This window comes from Vibrio tubiashii, from assembly GCF_028551255.1.
Classification (GTDB): domain Bacteria; phylum Pseudomonadota; class Gammaproteobacteria; order Enterobacterales; family Vibrionaceae; genus Vibrio; species Vibrio tubiashii_B.
This window is the reverse complement of sequence record NZ_CP117030.1, coordinates 1557770-1574715: the sequence shown is the minus strand read 5'-3', so window position 1 is coordinate 1574715 and position 16946 is coordinate 1557770. Positions and strand designations below refer to the sequence as shown.

19 protein-coding genes, 1 pseudogene and 1 riboswitch are annotated in these 16946 nt (G+C 44.0%); of the genes and pseudogenes, 13 read left to right on the top strand and 7 right to left on the bottom strand.

Annotated elements, in window-relative coordinates; all coding sequences use genetic code 11:
• Window positions 1-193: 193 nt before the first annotated feature.
• Window positions 194-604: a VCBS domain-containing protein gene (locus LYZ37_RS22610; RefSeq protein WP_272787729.1), complete on the top strand. Its 411-nt coding sequence runs from the start codon at window positions 194-196 to the stop codon at window positions 602-604.
• An 11-nt stretch (window positions 605-615) separates the two neighbouring features.
• On the opposite strand, the gene LYZ37_RS22605 is transcribed toward LYZ37_RS22610, so the two are convergent.
• Window positions 616-1506 carry a LysR family transcriptional regulator gene (locus LYZ37_RS22605; RefSeq protein WP_272787728.1) on the bottom strand — a complete coding sequence of 297 codons (891 nt, stop codon included), beginning with the start codon at window positions 1504-1506 and terminating at the stop codon, window positions 616-618.
• A 94-nt stretch (window positions 1507-1600) separates the two neighbouring features.
• Window positions 1601-2431, bottom strand: a complete 831-nt coding sequence (locus LYZ37_RS22600) for an HDOD domain-containing protein (RefSeq protein WP_272787727.1) — start codon at window positions 2429-2431, stop codon at window positions 1601-1603.
• Window positions 2432-2599: 168 nt separating this feature from the next.
• Window positions 2600-2709: riboswitch (TPP riboswitch) on the top strand.
• Window positions 2710-2809: 100 nt separating this feature from the next.
• Here LYZ37_RS22600 and thiD point away from each other — a divergent pair.
• From thiD to LYZ37_RS22565, 7 genes and pseudogenes are all read left to right on the top strand, one after another.
• Window positions 2810-3640 carry a bifunctional hydroxymethylpyrimidine kinase/phosphomethylpyrimidine kinase gene (thiD, locus tag LYZ37_RS22595; RefSeq protein WP_272787726.1) on the top strand — a complete coding sequence of 277 codons (831 nt, stop codon included), beginning with the start codon at window positions 2810-2812 and terminating at the stop codon, window positions 3638-3640.
• Window positions 3630-4376: an ABC transporter ATP-binding protein gene (locus LYZ37_RS22590; RefSeq protein WP_272788406.1), complete on the top strand. Its 747-nt coding sequence runs from the start codon at window positions 3630-3632 to the stop codon at window positions 4374-4376. The genes thiD and LYZ37_RS22590 overlap by 11 nt, the downstream gene beginning before the upstream one ends.
• 67 nt (window positions 4377-4443) lie before the next feature.
• A pseudogene (locus LYZ37_RS22585) lies at window positions 4444-5169 on the top strand (ABC transporter permease); the annotation flags it as partial.
• A 14-nt stretch (window positions 5170-5183) separates the two neighbouring features.
• Complete coding sequence (locus tag LYZ37_RS22580) at window positions 5184-6134, top strand: ABC transporter substrate-binding protein (protein ID WP_272787724.1); 951 nt, start codon at window positions 5184-5186, stop codon at window positions 6132-6134.
• A complete protein-coding gene (gene tenA, locus LYZ37_RS22575) occupies window positions 6134-6799 on the top strand; it encodes a thiaminase II (protein WP_272787723.1) in 666 nt (221 codons plus the stop codon). Before LYZ37_RS22580 ends, tenA begins: the two co-directional genes overlap by 1 nt.
• Before the next feature lie 175 nt (window positions 6800-6974).
• Window positions 6975-7937 (top strand): sensor domain-containing diguanylate cyclase, encoded by a 963-nt coding sequence (locus tag LYZ37_RS22570; protein ID WP_272787722.1) that lies wholly within the window; start codon window positions 6975-6977, stop codon window positions 7935-7937.
• A gap of 108 nt (window positions 7938-8045) precedes the next feature.
• Window positions 8046-8813: a phosphatase PAP2 family protein gene (locus LYZ37_RS22565; protein ID WP_272787721.1), complete on the top strand. Its 768-nt coding sequence runs from the start codon at window positions 8046-8048 to the stop codon at window positions 8811-8813.
• 66 nt (window positions 8814-8879) lie between these two features.
• Here LYZ37_RS22565 and LYZ37_RS22560 read toward each other — a convergent pair whose 3' ends face one another.
• On the bottom strand, window positions 8880-9071 hold the full coding sequence (locus tag LYZ37_RS22560) for a hypothetical protein (RefSeq protein WP_272787720.1): 192 nt from the start codon (window positions 9069-9071) through the stop codon (window positions 8880-8882).
• 332 nt (window positions 9072-9403) lie between these two features.
• Here LYZ37_RS22560 and LYZ37_RS22555 point away from each other — a divergent pair, with 332 nt between their 5' ends.
• Together LYZ37_RS22555 and LYZ37_RS22550 are read left to right on the top strand one after the other, a co-directional pair.
• Window positions 9404-9862 carry a MarR family winged helix-turn-helix transcriptional regulator gene (locus LYZ37_RS22555; RefSeq protein WP_272787719.1) on the top strand — a complete coding sequence of 153 codons (459 nt, stop codon included), beginning with the start codon at window positions 9404-9406 and terminating at the stop codon, window positions 9860-9862.
• A 525-nt stretch (window positions 9863-10387) separates the two neighbouring features.
• Window positions 10388-11617: a hypothetical protein gene (locus LYZ37_RS22550; RefSeq protein WP_272787718.1), complete on the top strand. Its 1230-nt coding sequence runs from the start codon at window positions 10388-10390 to the stop codon at window positions 11615-11617.
• 70 nt (window positions 11618-11687) lie between these two features.
• On the opposite strand, the gene LYZ37_RS22545 is transcribed toward LYZ37_RS22550, so the two are convergent.
• Window positions 11688-11978 carry a hypothetical protein gene (locus tag LYZ37_RS22545; protein WP_272787716.1) on the bottom strand — a complete coding sequence of 97 codons (291 nt, stop codon included), beginning with the start codon at window positions 11976-11978 and terminating at the stop codon, window positions 11688-11690.
• Window positions 11979-12078: 100 nt separating this feature from the next.
• Entirely contained in the window at window positions 12079-12954 is an 876-nt protein-coding gene (locus LYZ37_RS22540; protein ID WP_272787715.1) for a LysR family transcriptional regulator, read from the bottom strand.
• Window positions 12955-13054: 100 nt separating this feature from the next.
• On the opposite strand from LYZ37_RS22540, the gene LYZ37_RS22535 reads away from it, so the two are divergent.
• From LYZ37_RS22535 to LYZ37_RS22525, 3 genes are all read left to right on the top strand, one after another.
• On the top strand, window positions 13055-13426 hold the full coding sequence (locus LYZ37_RS22535; protein ID WP_272787714.1) for a nuclear transport factor 2 family protein: 372 nt from the start codon (window positions 13055-13057) through the stop codon (window positions 13424-13426).
• Window positions 13427-13612: 186 nt separating this feature from the next.
• The gene (locus tag LYZ37_RS22530; protein WP_069668668.1) at window positions 13613-14221 is read left to right on the top strand and encodes a hypothetical protein; all 609 of its coding nucleotides are present in this window, start codon (window positions 13613-13615) and stop codon (window positions 14219-14221) included.
• Window positions 14222-14411: 190 nt separating this feature from the next.
• Window positions 14412-14897, top strand: coding sequence for a VOC family protein (locus tag LYZ37_RS22525; RefSeq protein ID WP_272787713.1), 486 nt, complete (start codon window positions 14412-14414; stop codon window positions 14895-14897).
• Between the two features lie 64 nt (window positions 14898-14961).
• Here the strand turns inward: LYZ37_RS22525 and LYZ37_RS22520 are convergent, their stop codons facing one another.
• Window positions 14962-15468 (bottom strand): hypothetical protein, encoded by a 507-nt coding sequence (locus LYZ37_RS22520; RefSeq protein ID WP_272787712.1) that lies wholly within the window; start codon window positions 15466-15468, stop codon window positions 14962-14964.
• A gap of 177 nt (window positions 15469-15645) precedes the next feature.
• Window positions 15646-16719, bottom strand: a complete 1074-nt coding sequence (locus LYZ37_RS22515) for a permease (protein ID WP_272788405.1) — start codon at window positions 16717-16719, stop codon at window positions 15646-15648.
• Between the last annotated feature and the right edge of the window lie 227 nt (window positions 16720-16946).

Sequence of the window (16946 nt, the reverse complement as noted above, 5' to 3'; positions counted from 1 at the left end):
TTGGTTCTAGACCTCTTGTTTTGCTTCCCATTTTGAGAATGCAGATAACGATTTTCTTGCGGAAATATTATCTATTTGAAAATATGAGGTAATATTCACTTGGTTGAGTATTGTTTTTTTGGCATGCACATTGCGTTAGTAGAAGATATGAGCGCTCACAGTGGTTGAGTCTAGATATCTTAAGGAGAACGTTATGGCTTACCTAGATCAAATGACCAATAACACCCATACCGCGAACTCTTTTGGTGCACCGTCGGGCGATGCGAGCCTACTATCAATGGTGCAACGTGACTTTTCCCCATTGCTGTTTGATTCCGGTATGTTCTCTATTAGTGGAGAAAACCGTCGTCGCGTTCGTTTTAACCCTAAGAGTGTCACCGCTAAGGCAGGCACATTAGGCTCCTTGGTTATCGATGAATCGGGTCACTGGGATTACTCTGTCTATAGCATTAAAACTCAGTACTTGGTGATGGGAGAAAGAAAGATAGAAACCTTCTTCTTACGTTCAACAGACGGTAATCGCTTTGCTGTGACGATTGTGCTTGTTGGCGCTCATGGTGGCGCTTTGATTGAAGAGTTAGAAACTACGATTAGTTTTGGCTAACGAGCGTTTTTTTACTGCTGAAAATGTTGCGCCACTTCGTTTTTAATAGTTTCAAAGCGCTTCGGGAGCTGGCGATGTTTTTTAGTCAAAAAGTATAAGGTTTCGACCACTTCATTACTTGGCTCGAAGATAGAAATTCGCTCACTCTCGGCAAACGAATCGAGTGCACTTTTCGGCAAGACGGTAAAGCCTAAGCCATTGGCCACAGGCAGCAGGATTTGGCTCAATTGATTGATGTAGCCTGTGACCGGAATATCATCGATATTCATTTTTTCCAGTTCAGATTCCCCGCATTGAGCAAAGTAAATCGAAAGATAATGAATCGCATCAGGGTGTTGGATTAGCCCGATTTCTTTCAAACTCTCTTGGTTTAAATCTTTGGTTGCCCGCGCTTTCGGCAATAGTAAGCACAGCGGCTCATTACCTAACACTTCTGAGTCAAAGCGAGAATCAGATGGAATCTGCGTCACAATCCCAATATCTGTCGCACCTAATAAGACATCCGCAACAATTTTGTGATGAGGAGCTGCTTCTAGCCTTGGTATAAGCTGAGAGTATTTACATTGTAAATTAAGCAAATGCGGGTAGAGCAGCAGCGCTAATGAACCTGAACAAGAAAGCGAAACACTGCCTGAAAAGGGGTCTTCCCTATTGAGAGAGTTCAGCAGCTCCGATTCTTGACGCTCAAGCTGAATCGCATGTTGATAGACATTGCGGCCCGCTTCGGTGATGTCAAAACTCTTGTTATGCCTTTCGATTAAGGGGTAACCGCAAGCCTGCTCAAGTTTTTTAATGTGCTGAGTAACACCTGGCTGAGTCATAAACAGCTTCTCAGCGGTCTTGGTAAAATGACCTGTATCGATCAGAGTAACAAAGGTCTTGAGCCAGACAGGATTGATCATCACATTTTCTCATAACAAAAAATTATTCATCTGAGTCTATGCGATAACTGATAGTTTGGATAGAAAAAGGTGAGCTGAGTGCTCACCTATAGAATTATGCGGCGTTAAGTTGCGCTGCTAAGTCTCGACCATTGCCCCTAAATTTATCAACATTTGGTGCAAAGGCAGCGGAAATGTGGAGTAAACGAGAGTCAGGGTGTTCTGCCAGATAGCGTGCCTTGGCCTCATCACTGTTCAAATCATCCCAGTCGCGATGTATAGAGCGAGCAAAATGTAACGTTGTTGCCATTTTGGGTGAAAGCTCTGCGTCGCGTGGTTCTGCGTAGTTGGCGATAGCATCAACCATATCATCTGGGAACTTCCACGTTTTGGCGAGTTTGGCTCCCAAAGTAGGTGCGGTTATATCAAGAATCTCTTCTTGTACAGCTATGGGGTTTTCCCCGGCTTCTGCACGGGCAGCAATGGTTAGAGCTTCGTTTGGAACTAAGGTGTGGATCATCAACTCTCCGATGTTATGCAGTATGCCTGTAGTGAACACCTCATTGCTGTCCATGCCAGTTTCTTCAGCAATTTTACTGGCAATGATGGAGACTTCGAAGGTCTCTTCCCAATAGTTATCCATGTCTAGTGTTTTGATCCTAGGGAAAGCGCTAGAGAGGACAGAAGCGACAACTAAGGTTCGAACAGGTCCCGTTCCCACCCTAAGCAAAGCTTCATTGACCGACGATATAGTTTTGCTACCTCCAAAATGGGCTGAGTTCGCCATGCGTAGCAGACGTGCGCTAAGAACTTGATCTGTTGCGATTTTTTTTGACAACTGACCAAAATCCACTTCATCTTGATTTACCATATCAAGCAGTTCTTGCAAAACCTTTTGAATTCTAGGTAACTCGTTTAAACGAGATAGTAGTGCCTCCTGGCTCATAGCTCTCTCCTTAATTCCATGTGAGCTAAGTTACTATAGTTCAGAAATTTATCCTGTTACAAAAAATAAGCAATGAGTGCCATATATTCGGACTGGGTTTTTGTTTGGTTTTTGCAGCAGCGCAGTAAATAAGTGATGCACTAAATTTACTTTTATTGTTATCATCATTGGAAATAGTCGGGGAGCCTACCCAATAGGGAAAGGGCTGAGATCGCGAAGCGAGACCCGTAGAACCTGATTCAGTTAGCACTGACGTAGGGAACTATGCGCATTAATTCCATATCTCGGGTTTAGTGTACTCGCATTCGAGAGTCACTCTGTTTATGAGCGTTCTTTTCGTGGTCGAGAGTTCCTATACGTCTTGTAGTAGGAGCATCTATGCCACATTCACAAGACACAACCCCTATTGTATTAACCATTGCTGGATCTGACAGCGGCGGTGGTGCAGGCATCCAAGCCGATATTAAAGCCATCTCAGCGACAGGCAGTTACGCATGCTCCGTCATCACTGCTATCACTTCGCAGAATACACAGGGTGTCAGTGCCATTCACCCGATTCCTCTTGAACATATTGAAAGCCAGTTGGATGCGGTATTCACTGACCTGAATGTGGTTGCTGTTAAAGTCGGTATGTTGGCGGATGCGGAAATCATCAAGGTTGTCGCGGCAAAGATACGTCAATATCAACCTAAGCATCTTGTGGTTGACCCTGTCATGGTCGCCACAAGCGGTGACCTGTTATTAGAGCAATCGGCAATCTCTACGCTCAAACAAGAACTGCTACCTCTCGCTGATTTAATTACGCCGAATCTACCTGAAGGGGCTGCTCTGATAGGGGGAGAAGTCCCTCAAGATGAAGAACAAATGGGGGCGATGATCGAGTCATTACGCGCACTTGGGGCGAAAGCGGTGCTGCTAAAAGGCGGACACCTAGAGAAAGACCAAAACAGTAATGATCTACTTATCGAGCAAGAGAGCAGTGAGTTATTGAGCGCTAAACGTGTCGCGACTAAAAATACTCATGGCACAGGTTGTACTCTTTCGTCTGCGATTGCTTCTTATCTTGCTCAAGGCAACCGTCTTCACAAAGCCGTGTACCTTGGTAAGCAATATATCTCGCAAGCCATTGCTCACGCTGATCAGCTAGATGTGGGTCAAGGCCATGGCCCAGTGCACCACTTTTTCTGTGGGCACACCAATGTGCGCTGAAGCGATTGGTATTGAGCTTAAGGCTTCGCAGCTTCGTTATCTTGATAGCCAAACCCCGACTTTAACTGGCTTGGATATGCACATTCCAGCTGGGAAGTGGACCAGTCTGCTGGGTCGAAGTGGTTGCGGTAAAACCACTTTGCTACGTTATTTAGCCGGTTTGCTAGATAACAAAGTGGAGTGGAAGGGGACGCTCGAATTAACTCAAGGGCAAGGCCTACAAGAAAACATTGCCTACATGGCGCAGCAAGATCTGTTACTACCGTGGCTAAATGTTATTGATAACGTCATGCTAAGCCGTCAATTTGGTGCGCAGAATGTCAAGTATGACAAGGCAATCGAACTGCTTGAGCAAGTAGGGTTAGCCGCCCATATCAATACAATGCCTGCCCAGTTGTCTGGGGGAATGCGCCAGCGTGTAGCTCTTGCGCGCACACTCATGCAAGAAAAGCCCGTTGTGCTGATGGATGAGCCTTTTTCAGCGCTAGATGCCGTCACGCGGCACAAGTTGCAAACCTTGTCTGCCAAGTTACTTAAGGGCAAAACCGTTGTGTTGATTACCCACGATCCCCAAGAAGCGGTGCGTTTATCGGATTCACTCTATCTTCTTCAAGGTACTCCCGCCTATGCTTTTCCTCTAAGCGTTCCAGTCTCAGCACCTCCACGGGAAATAGATGCAGAGTGCGCGGCGTTACAACGAAGCATTCTTGAACAGTTGGAGCAAGACTATGAGTAAGGTGACCAACCTAGAACTTACGCTACCGAACAAGAGAATCGAAGCTCAGGTGACGAATCCTATGGTGCGTATGGCGATCAGCCTGTTGGTGATTTTGGGCTTATGGCAAAGCGTTGTGGTTTTGTTTGATATGCCAAGCTTCATTTTGCCTGCTCCGCTAGATGTCTTCGAGCGCTTGGTTTCACGCTTTGATGTGCTGATGAAACATACGCTCGTTACTGGGCAAGAAATCATACTGGGTTTGCTGCTTGGCCTCTCTATGGGGCTTATCTTTGCACTGCAAATGCTGCTATTTAAACCATTAAAACGTTGGCTGTTACCGATTCTTATTGCAAGCCAAGCAATCCCTGTATTTGCCATCGCGCCTGTACTGATGCTTTGGCTTGGGTACGGCATCGCGTCCAAGGTGGTAATGGCAGCCATTATTATCTTCTTTCCGGTAACCACTTGTTGCTATGACGGTTTGCGTAATACCCCGACAGGGTACCTCGATCTGGCTAAGACGATGGGAGCAAGTAAATGGCAGCTCTTAAGACACATACAACTGCCTGCTGCGTTGCCGACCTTGGCTTCAGGTATACGAGTCGCCGTGGTGATTGCGCCGATAGGTGCTGTGGTCGGTGAGTGGGTCGGTTCAAGTGCGGGTCTTGGTTATCTAATGCTTCAAGCGAATGCACGCATGATCATCGATGAAATGTTCGCCGCATTATTCATCCTCGCTTTGCTTTCTGTTTCTCTCTATTTCATCACAGACAAACTACTTAAAAAATTTATTCCTTGGGAAAATCAATAAAGAAAGGATACCCCGTGAAAATAACTAAAAAAATCAGTGCAGTGGCACTACTCACCTCATTATTGTCAGCGAATGCCATTGCAGAAGAGAAGAAGCTCACTCTAATGCTCGATTGGTTTGTTAACCCTAACCATGGGCCAATCGTCATTGCTAAAGAGCGTGGTTACTTTAAACAGCAAGGTATTGAAGTGGAGATCCAAGAACCTGCCGATCCAAGTACGCCGCCAAAGCTTGTTGCTGCGGGTAAGGTCGATTTAGCGATTTCATATCAACCAAGCTTAACCATTGATGTCGCGGCTGGTTTACCACTGATTCGTTCTGCGACACTGATTGCAACACCGCTTAATACCTTGATGGTGCTAGATAACGGCAAAAACGACAATCTGGCTGATCTGAAAGGCAAAAACATTGGTATCGCGATTGCGGGCAACGAAGAGGCAACCATCGGTACTATGCTAGGCCAAGAGGGTGTGAAGTTTTCAGATGTGAACATCATCAATGTTGGTTGGGCGCTCTCTTCATCATTGGCATCGGGCAAGGTTGATGCGATTTGGGGCGGTTTGCGTAACTTTGAAACCAACCAGCTTGAGCTAGAGGGTTACAAAGCGAAAGCCTTCTACCCAGAGGAGCACGGCGTGCCTGCTTATGATGAGTTAGTATTTGTCGCTAATGCGAAAACCCATGATGCTGAAGCGATCAAGGCATTTAACAAAGCGTTAGAGCAAGCTACCACCTATATCGTTAACCACCCGCAAGCCTCTTGGAAAGAGTTTGTCGCGTACGCGCCGGATACGCTGAACAACGAACTTAATCAACGTGCATGGAATGACACTTTGACCCGTTTCGCTTTGCGCCCGTCAGCGGTGGATCTAAAGCGTTATGACGATTACGCACAGTTTATGTATTCACAAAAACTGATTGAGAATTTGCCAAAAGCGGCGGATTACGTACCGGAGTTTAACTAATGAAGTATCAAGACCTGATTGCAGCTTGTGAGTCTGATTGGCAAGAGTACACAGAGCACGCATTTGTTCAGCAGCTTGCACTAGGCACTTTGCCTCAGCCTTGTTTCTTGCATTATCTAAAGCAGGATTTCTTGTTCTTAAAGCAATATGCGCGTGCCTATGCCTTGGCCGTTTATAAAGCGCGTACCTTGGAAGATATGCGCCGAGCGTTACCAAGTGTGCATGCTTTGCTCGATTCAGAAATTGGTCACCATGTGACGTATTGTGGTCAGTGGGGGCTCACTGAATCTGACTTAGAGAATGAGCCGGAAGATTTTGGCACAGTCGCATACACTCGCTACGTGCTTGATGCTGGAATGACGGGCGATCTGGTAGAGCTCTATGCTGCACTTGCTCCTTGTTCGATTGGCTACGCGTTGATCGGTAAGGCATTGAGTGAAAGTAATACGACTAAACGAGAAGGCAACCCATACCACAGCTGGATAGAGTTGTATGGTGGTGAAGAGTTTCAGTCAGGCGTTGAACAAGGTGCAGAGCATTTCAACCAATTGCTCGCAGAAATTGATATCAATAGCCAGCGCGGTCAAAACCTGATTCAGGTGTTTAAAACGGCAACGCGTATGGAAGTCGCATTCTGGCAACAGGGAATAGATGTCAAAATCTAAAGTGTCCAGATAAAGTGTAAGGGCTTGAGTGCATAAGGTATTCAAGCCCTTATTGTTTTTGCTGACAAATTTGTTGCCTAAGCAGCATAAATGGAAATTTGTTGGTCAACTATCAGGCATCTTAATTCTCGACTGCTAAGATTTTTAGTATGTTTTACGAAATTTTGATGACCCAATGCAAGTACCTAGCAAGCCTGATAATGAAGCTCAGCGTCTCAAAGATCTTGAGCAGCTTGAAATACTAGACACTGATTCTGAAGAACGTTTTGATCGTGTGACTCGATTGGCTAAAAGATTGTTCGATGTACCTATCGCAGTCGTGAGCCTTGTCGATAGCGATCGTCAGTGGTTTAAGTCTTGCTATGGGATTGATGCGCAAGAAACCCCGCGCGACGTCTCTTTTTGCGGTCATGCTATTCTTGGTACCGAACCTTTTATTATCTCGGATGCGACTCAAGATGAGCGATTTGCAGATAACCCTCTTGTTGTTGGTGACCCGGGGGTGCGATTCTACGCTGGCGTTCCGCTCGTCCACCATGATAACTCTATGCTTGGCACCTTATGTGTGATTGACACTAAGCCTCGCCAGTTTAATCAAGAGCAAGTCAATGACCTTGTCGATTTAGCTAAAATTGTTGAACAAGAGTTAGCGACTAGAGTCACCGCAACAACAGACCCGTTGACCCAGATATCCAATCGACGCGGCTTCTCTTCACTCGGAGAAAAGTTACTCGACTACTGCCGTTTTGGTGGTTTTCCGGTTTCTTTGGCCTATTTCGACCTCGACAATTTCAAGCAGCTTAATGACCAATTCGGCCATCAAGTAGGGGACGATGCACTCAAGCAGTTTACCCGACTATTACAAGCTTCCTTTAGAGAGTCGGATGTCTATGCACGTATGGGTGGCGACGAGTTTGTTGTCTTGATGTCGGGGACGACCGAAATGGTTGCGCACATCGCCATTGATCGCTTTACACAGGCAATCGAGGCGTTTAATAAAGATCCCGGTCATATGTATCAGTTAGGTTTTAGTGTTGGCATTGCGTCGTCTAAAGTGCTCAACGACACTACCTTAGAGTCTTTATTGAACATTGCTGACAAACGCATGTTGCGAGTAAAGGAGACAAATAGGGGGTAACGTCGGTAATCAACACGAAATTTCATTAAATTGACATTGTATTGATAAATTTTCCACACTTTCTCGACTAAAATTCAGCTTCGTTTTTAGCCGTTGTGAACTCCCATTGTGAAAAACTTCATTCAAAACAAACGTGAAGGCTTGTTGTTGCTTGTTGCCTTCTTGCTCGTTGTTGCACCAATGTCGCTATTTGTCAGCCACATTGATCTGTTGAGTGAAGTGTCTGATCTGGCTGGGATGGGTTACACCTTATTGACAGACTCTGCGGGCTCGAAAGGCTTCCTGATCACTCTCTCCCTTTTAGTCTTAGTCTCTTGGAAGATAGTAGGTACAAACTCGCAATTGCTGAGTAAATTGGTTCAGCTTGGTATTATTTTAGTGATTGGCTTTACGGCTAAAACGGGACTGAAGCACATGACAGAAAGTCCGCGCCCGTACACTGAGCTGCTTTCACATCAGTTGTTGATTCCTCAACCTGCGCACTTTTACAAGTTAGATGCAGCGCAAAAAGCAGAGGTGATCAATCAAATCTCACAACAGGTGACGACTTGGCGTACTCGCCATTGGCAAGGGGAAAAAGACTACTCTTTCCCATCAGGTCATACTATTTTCGCCGCGATTTGTTTGGCATTTTTCGGTAGTCTATTTTGGCAAAACAAACATTACGGCTTAGTTGCCATTGTTGGTGTGTGGGCGATTGGAGTCGCTTTTAGTCGCTTGTGGCTAGGAATGCATCGGCCGATTGATCTTGTTGGCTCAATTCTGTTTGTCGGGATGGTGTATATGTTAATTCCGAGCCTAGACAAACTGGCTAACAAAGTTTGGCCGATGATAGAGAGTCATCTACTCGTGAAGGGCAAGCAAGTCAAACGTTGATTTAGGCACCCAGTCAATGAACAGATTACTGGGTGTTGCTGTATTAGGCGATAGGAAAGCTATCGTTTACTGATATGCAGATATCTTTTTTGCTTCAAGCTGTATGATGCTCTGTAGCTCATCTTTTAGTTCATTAAACTGCTTTTGCTGCATTTCTTGATGATTATCGATTTCGGAAGAGATCCATAACGTAGACCAGACAATGCAGATCACTGTGACAATGATGTCTTTTAGAGTCACTTTGAGTTCAAAAGTCATGCTTCCTCATAATGTACACTGTTTTTTATCGGGTGCATTCTGCAGCTATTTTGATTTGGTGTCAAATTAAATAGGGTGTGTTTAAGGTAGTTTGCCTCGCTATCTACTCACATGGTGGAACCTTAGCCCTCAAATCGGTGCGAACAATGAAAATTCGTCGTCACGAATGGATAAGCATCAGTTATATAAGTGTCGAGCTAATCAATCATTAACACATATGCATATCTGGTCGCACAAATTCACAAATTAAATGATAAAGTGTGTTGGAAATGCTTTCGTATCGAACTAATAAATGGATAATAGGGCAGATAACATAAATTGGAATGATCACAATGTCTGAAGAATCAAAGAAACTATTTGAAACCACAATTGGTATGAGCTTCATTGCTACCCGTATGGTTCAGAATTCCATTCAAAACAAAATTTCGAAGCTTCGCGATGATGTGAATTTTGAACAAATGCTAGTATTGATGGAACTGGATTACGAAGATGGACTTCGCCCAAGCGTTATTGCTGAGCGTTTGCATCGCAGCAAAGGCACTATGACTAGTCTTATTCGCCATGCGGAAAAGAATGAACTGATTGCAAGTGCAAAAGATCCAAGCCATAAAAATGCCAAGCGACTATTCTTGACGCTTAAAGGTAAGAAGGTACATGACCAGCTCGCGCAGATGATTCGTGACGAAATGGAATTTGCGACGCAAGATTTAAGTGACGAAGAACGTAAGCATGTTTTCTCTGCGATGGAAAAAATCATTCTTCGTTACAAGCCTAATTTTTACGAAGCGTAACACAGCGGTTTCGATTAAGGGTGCATCAAGCACCCTTTTTGTTGCTCAGCTGTCTAGCACTTATGAGAGGCATTGTAAGGCGTGATATACGCAAGTCGATAAGCTCATCACGAGCAACGGAAATGGAAGCCGGATAATTGTGTGTTGTTTGTTCACTATTGGATCCTCTCCTATCTGATCACCTTTATTGAGACTTTTGGTCGCACTCGGTTCAAATAAGGTGGTTTACGTTCTCTTTAGATTCAATTCTACCTTGTCTGGTTTAACTTTTAAATCGTTTGTGATTTAATATTCATCAATAATGAGATTGTTTAATCTTTTCCTTACCAATAATGAGCTCAGTGTCAGGGGTTTTCGTTTTGCTCAGTGTGTCTAACGCAATTGAATGGAACCCATTCCTCATCATTTGTCTAAACAGACCACATTATTGATAGAAAAATGTATTATCCTTGCAAATATATAAATAACACTAATATAAGCGATCAATTAATATTTGATTGCGTTTGATTTTGTTGCGAGGCTTGCATGCAGGTAAAAATTCTTAAACGTCTGATTAAAGACAAAATGTTTGGTAAAACCAAAAATACTGCGTTGGATGTTCAAGTCGCCCAAATGGCGGATGCGCGTATGGGTGCCATGTATATGTTAGCGAGTACTGAGATCTCTAAGGTTTCCGCCTTCTCTAACGCTCACTTCTTCGATAACTTTGTGATTGGCTCTGAGCCTCTTAGTGATCTCAAATCAGCAGCCTCTGGCCTTCTAGATAAAACCAATGCGATCAATAAGCTGCAACAAACTAAAGCCGGTAAAAAGATTGTCGGTGCAGCGAAAGTTGTCGGCGATACCGCGAGTGCCGTGGTCACTAAAGTTAAACAGGTGATTTCTGACTTTTTCCGTATGCTGATGAACAAAGCGCGCAACATTTATGGTGATTTGCTCTACGGTGTCGAGTGGTTTGCCGAGTTCGCGACGTGGATGACTGGTGAGTTTGCCGGTAACTTCTCAAGCTTTATTCCAGGCTGGGGCTATGTTCAGAGCGCTTCCGATATCTACTCAGGCGTAAAACAAGCGGTATGTAAATCTAAAGATCTCATCACGCAAATTTATGCCGGCCGAGGTGTCGAACTGTTGGGCGGTCACCCAAGTATCATTGCCAATGCATTGGCTCGTCACTCTGCCACAGGTGCGTTAGGCGGAATTAAAAACGCAGCGGTTGGTATCACTAAGATAGGGTTAGAGGCTGCGGGCGATGCGTTTGCTGGCGTGGGCACATTAGTGAGCGTGTTAACTGGATTGTTTGAGCGTATCGTCAAGCTGGTGGATTACATGATCCAACGATGCTTAGTAGGTAAGGTGCTTAAGCGCGCTAAGAAAGAGTGGTCTAATCGTAATGCCAACGGTAGCTTAGTTCAAAACCATAAGATGTTTTCTGAGTGGTTCCAAAGTGCAGTGATCACCACGCCTATTATTGCAGCTCTGGTCATGGGCAGCGGATTTGTCGCCCACCCTTATAAATTTGCCCAGTTGTTGACACCAAAGCTTGAGGTCGTCTCTCAAGGGGAGTTTGATAAGGCAGTGGTGTACATTGATAAGCTGAAATCCCTCTCAAGCAAGTACGTTCAAGAGTATGTCGATAGCTACAGTGTGGATTTCACCAGCAAAGATGGTGTTGTGACGGCACGCTTAAACGAGCTCAAGAATGGTAAAGGAATTTTGGATGGGCATGAGTTTGTCGTGAAGAAAGCAACGCCTTAATCGGTATCCTATTAGAAAATAAGCCATATCAAATCTTAGGCTTGATATGGCTTTTTTGATTCGACTGGGTTTAAAGATCGCGCATTAAGGTTTCAAATTCCTCACTCGCTTGGTCGATTAAGCGATTTATCTCTTCTGCATCTTTATTGTCTAACTCTAACTGCCATGGCTTTTTATTATGTTTGCCGCATAATCGCGTGTGACCACCGACTTTTTGAAATGACAGTTCACTAAACTCCGCTTGATGGTGTTGCTTGTTTTCCATGATCTCTACGTCAATCAGCCCGATAGGATTAATCTCAACATGGGCATGGGAGTGGTTTACATCGATTAGTTCGTATTCTCTATGTACTGAAATCACGGCTTTCTCCTTACTCTAGTCACTGACGTTTTAAACAAGTGTAGGCGATCAAATTTGAACGATTAGTGAAATAAATAAGAATATTGATGCAGGTTAATTTCTACCCGTTTTTACCTGAGTAAAAACTTATTAGCTGCTCTTGTATGGCGTCTCTTGCCATTGAAACTGCGGTCGGTGGCGTCCTTGAATAGGGGTGTAAGGCGTAAACATTTGTACTAGGAAGTGCATAATCAGGTAAACAAGGGGAGAGCTGTGGGTATTGTGAAAGAACAAACTCAGGCACGATACCTATCCCCATACCATGAGCAATCATAGCAGCCACTTGATTAATGGTATTGACTCTGTGTTTGGCGAGGAAACGATGCTCAATGACCTCTCCAGTCGAAATGGAGTGCATTGTGTGAGTGATCTGTTTACCTTGCCAGTGGTTGGCGATGTAGTTGGCGTCTTTCAAGGCTGTTTTGCATGAGTTTTGCTGGCACAAAACGTCGCGAAATGAACCTATTTTTCTTTGTTTGTAACTGCTGTCGCCAGTTTCTCCAACTCGAATAGCGAGATCAATATCATGGTGCATCAAGTCTATTTGATCATCGTCTGCCCTGATATTGAGGCAAACCTGAGGATAGGCCGCAAATGCGCGTGCCAATGCAGGAGTAATCACAGTTTCTACTAATGCATGGGGAGCCGTAATGGTGAGATTGCCGGATGGAGCCTGATGTGTTTCTCGCATCTCGTCCCATGCTTGGTCAACAATTTTGTTCATCGCTAAACAGTGCTGGTAGAACATCTCTCCTTGTACAGTGAGGCTTTGCTTGCGAGTGGTGCGTTTGAGCAAAGTAGTGTCCAGTTCGCTTTCTAGTTGTTTGAGTGCGCCACTAAGTACTGATTTGGAAAGTTCTAGCTTTTCGGAGGCCTTTGAAATTGACCCACAATCAACAATGTACATAAACAGGGTCATTTGGCGGTATTTGTTCATCTTATTGTTCTCTATTTTCGAACAGTGATTTCTTATTTGTCTGTTTTTGAGTGTTAATCATAGCATTAAACTGAGCGCATTCATTGAGAGGAGAATAAAAATGAGCCAAGCCGTATTAGACGCCTGTCAGGCAGGTATTGCTGCGTGGAAACACGCTTTCAACAATCAAGATGCAAAAGGGTGTGCGGAGCAATACCAAGAAGGCACGGTTATGTATGCTAAACCTTTTGGTCGTTTCGAAGGCCGAGAGCAGATCCAAGCCTTTTGGCAAAACATCATGGACCAAGGTTTCAGCGATGTTGACTATACAGACACAAGATGGGAAAAAGTAGACGAGAGCAATTACATCCTGACGTCGAAGTGGACAATGAACAAAGCATTCGGTGTCGTTCATAAAGAGGTATGGACAATGCAAGAAGATGGCAAAGCTCGCTTAACTTACGACGAGTTTGAAGTTCTAGGAGAACGTTAAGCGTCCATAAAAGTCAATTTAGTCAAAGTACACGGTATAATGACTGAATTGGCTTTTTCTATATTTTCGGGTCTTTAATTTGGCTCCTAACCCATATTCTAAACTAAAGTTCTATTAACATTTTTGTAACCTCTATTAATGTGCCATGATAAAATTCAAACGTTTATTACCCGATAGGAGCCAATAATGTTTGAAGTTGTGCCTCGTAATGATCAACGCACTCCTCTGTCACTGATGAATGATCATCTTATCTCATGCCCTGATGATCCGTGGACAACCTGTCCTTGGGTTAAAGTCGGCAAGCTTTATCTTTCAGTTACTCAAACAGCCAACTCTTCTTGGCCTACTTTGGCTAGACACCTCAATCATCCTGGCGGCTATGTTGTCTTCTCAGGTCGACATGGCACTCAAGCAGGGCAAGCCGTTGATTCGAGTACGGGTCAGTTCAACAAAAAGTACGTGATTGAAAAGCAGTTCTATCTCGATGACTTAAAAGCGGCCAAAGAATTTGGCACCAAAGTTGAGGTGGTGGATGTAGCGACACTCAATACGACAGAAAAACTCAAAAGTGCCACGCTAGGAAAAATGAGCCAAGGTAAGGTAGTGATTTATGCTTGGTGTCATTCGATGTTCTCAATGATGGACCACAATGAGGATATGTATGACGATATTTACAACAAAAGAAAAGGCGCAGGGCCGCTGCGAAACTATGTTGTAGAATCCCGTGCAATGACACTGGTGAATCAGTCTGTCCGAGCGCTCTCGACCGAATGGTACAGTTGGTCAAAAGATTAAATATTGGTTCAGGCTCCGAAGTAGAGGGGCCTGACATTCCTTTCGGTTTTCCAATCCTGATATCAGTCTTTTTTGTTCATAATAAAATTAAATTATTATTTTTATAACTATTGATAATTTCATTTAATTACCACCAGTACATACACTCTCTCCATCGAAACAGTACATCGAATCAATTTTGGAGAAAGTTATGAAAATGAATCACGTAGGCATCATGGTTGGCGATATGGACAAAGCGGTTGAGTTTTACACTCAAGCGTTAGGTCTTAAGATTGTTATGAACAACACTAAAGTTATTGAAGAGCGCGAAACCGCTATCGGTCGTATGTGTATCGCCGTATTTGGTGAAGGCTTTAAAGGCTTCAATATTGCTCACCTAGTGACAACTGACGGTATCGGTGTGGAGCTGTTTGAGATGAAAGAGCGTCAAGAGCGCAATGAGGTCGATTTCTCTCGTTTAGGCATCTTCCACTTCTGCCTACAAACGGATGACTTTGAAGGCGTAATGGAGAAAGTCGAGCAGTTTGGTGGCAAAGTGCGTATGGACGTAATGCGCTATCATCCAGAAGACGACAGCAAGCCTGCGAAAATGGTTTACCTAGAAGACCCGTTTGGCAACCTATTTGAGCTTTACTCTCACACCTATGAAGAGACCTACGCGTCAGACTACGAGTAATAGCATCCAAACTAAAAAAGGATTGGCACTTATTGCCAATCCTTTTTATATGATGATGTTCTATTTACTGCGCCATCATCGCCGTTTTATTGGTAACGACCATAGACAAGATGTCACGATCTGCGGCATCTGCTCCATAGCCGAACGATTTCACTGCCCAGAAATTGCCTTGTTCGGCGATCAATCTCCAATCCCATTGATAGCCATCTTCAAATTCTAAATGTAAATTGCCGTTATCTTGGAACTTCCAGGTGATGTTTTCGGTGCTACCTTTATCCATTTTGGTGTATGCGCCGGTGCCATCATCATTTAAGACCATTTTGCGTTTCTTCTTACCGTTGTTGAACGAAAACACAAGCTCTTGCCCTACGACCATATCGTCAGTAAAGATTTCGTAACCGCCACAGTCCATTACGGCTTGTTCAAATTTTTCGTGGGTATAAGTGGCTCCTGATCCATCGCCAGCCTTACACAGGTTTGATTTTATTGCTTGTTCTTCTGGTGAAGATGTTGATTGGCAGCCAGCCAAAAAGGCGATTGAGAGTAGCGACACTGACGTTAAGATCTTCATAGTTAACCTCTTTCCATAATTGATATTATGCGCATTGTGAATATGTGCCAGTTAAGAACAGGTCATAAACTATGATTCGTCAAATTGGTGTGCAAAAGGTGATAACTTAATACGGTTTATATCGAACGCATGCACAAAAAAGGCTCGAAAATTCGAGCCTTTTTAGGACAGTGGTGGTTAACCAAAGATAAAGCTATATAGAAAACCTGCGCCAATTGCCATGCTGAGAATGACAATCAAGAAGGCTGCTATCATCTGATTTTTGAAGATTGATTTTAGCAAGATCACCTCAGTCAAACTTGCTCCTGCACTACCGATAATCAGTGCCATCACAGAGCCCAATGCCATCCCTTTTTGTACTAATGCTGCGCTCAGTGGAATGACCGCTTCGGCGCGAATGTACAAAGGAATCCCGATAATGGCTGCAACGGGAATGGCGTACCATTTTCCTGCTCCTGCGTACTCAGCGATCAGCTCAGTAGGGATAAAGCCATAGATAAATGAACCAATAGCAATACCCAGCATTAGATAAGGAAAGACTTGCTTAAAGTCTTTCCATGTTGAGTGCCAAATTTTAACCCAACGGTTTGGCTCTTTGTTCTCAACTAGAGTCGCTGTCGCTGTGCCGTCAGAAGAGCAGCATGACACTTCAACTTTGGTTTCGCTGCCACAAGCCGCTTCTTTTGCTGCAACCGGTGCAGTCTCACCGCAACTCGTTGTCGCACATGACGATACCGCTTTTACTTCAGGTTTACTCTCACCACAGCTTGTGCCGCAGCTTGAAGTTTGCGCTGCTTGGTAAGCTTCTGGTTTAACATAGCGTTCAAAACCGAGTTTTTCTAGCGTATAGCCCGCAACCACTGACACCAGCATAGCAATAGCAAAGTAGAACAGCGCAACTTTCCAACCAAAGGTCACGACGAATAAGCCGATGATGACTGGGTTAAGTAGTGGGCTACCAAATAAGAACACCATCATTGGGCCAAACCCTGCTCTGGCTCTGAGTAGACCTTTCAAGAAAGGTATTGTGGAACACGAGCAAAATGGCGTGATTGCACCGAGCAATGCCGCGACAACATAACCTTTACCGTTGCGCGAACTTAGGATCGATTGGATCTTCTCTGGGGTTAAAAACTCTTGTAACACACCAACAATGTAGCTGATAGCCAAAAATAGGATGATCAGTTCGGTGGCTAAAAATGCGAACATATCGAGTGCTTCACTCGCCATGGTCATAAAATCGTTATTCATCATTATTGACTCCAAAATTTATTTCGATTTTTCTCGAATTATAGAAGTGAGAAAAAAAAGATCAATAAATATTTCCATAAAAATCGAAATAAAATGCAAAGCTATTGTTTATCAGATAGATAAGTTTAAGTGAGCTAAACGGAACTAAAATCAATCAACAGATTTTAATTTTAAGACCAAAAATGATTGGCTTCTGGCCGGAATGAACTCTTAATGTCGCCAGTTAC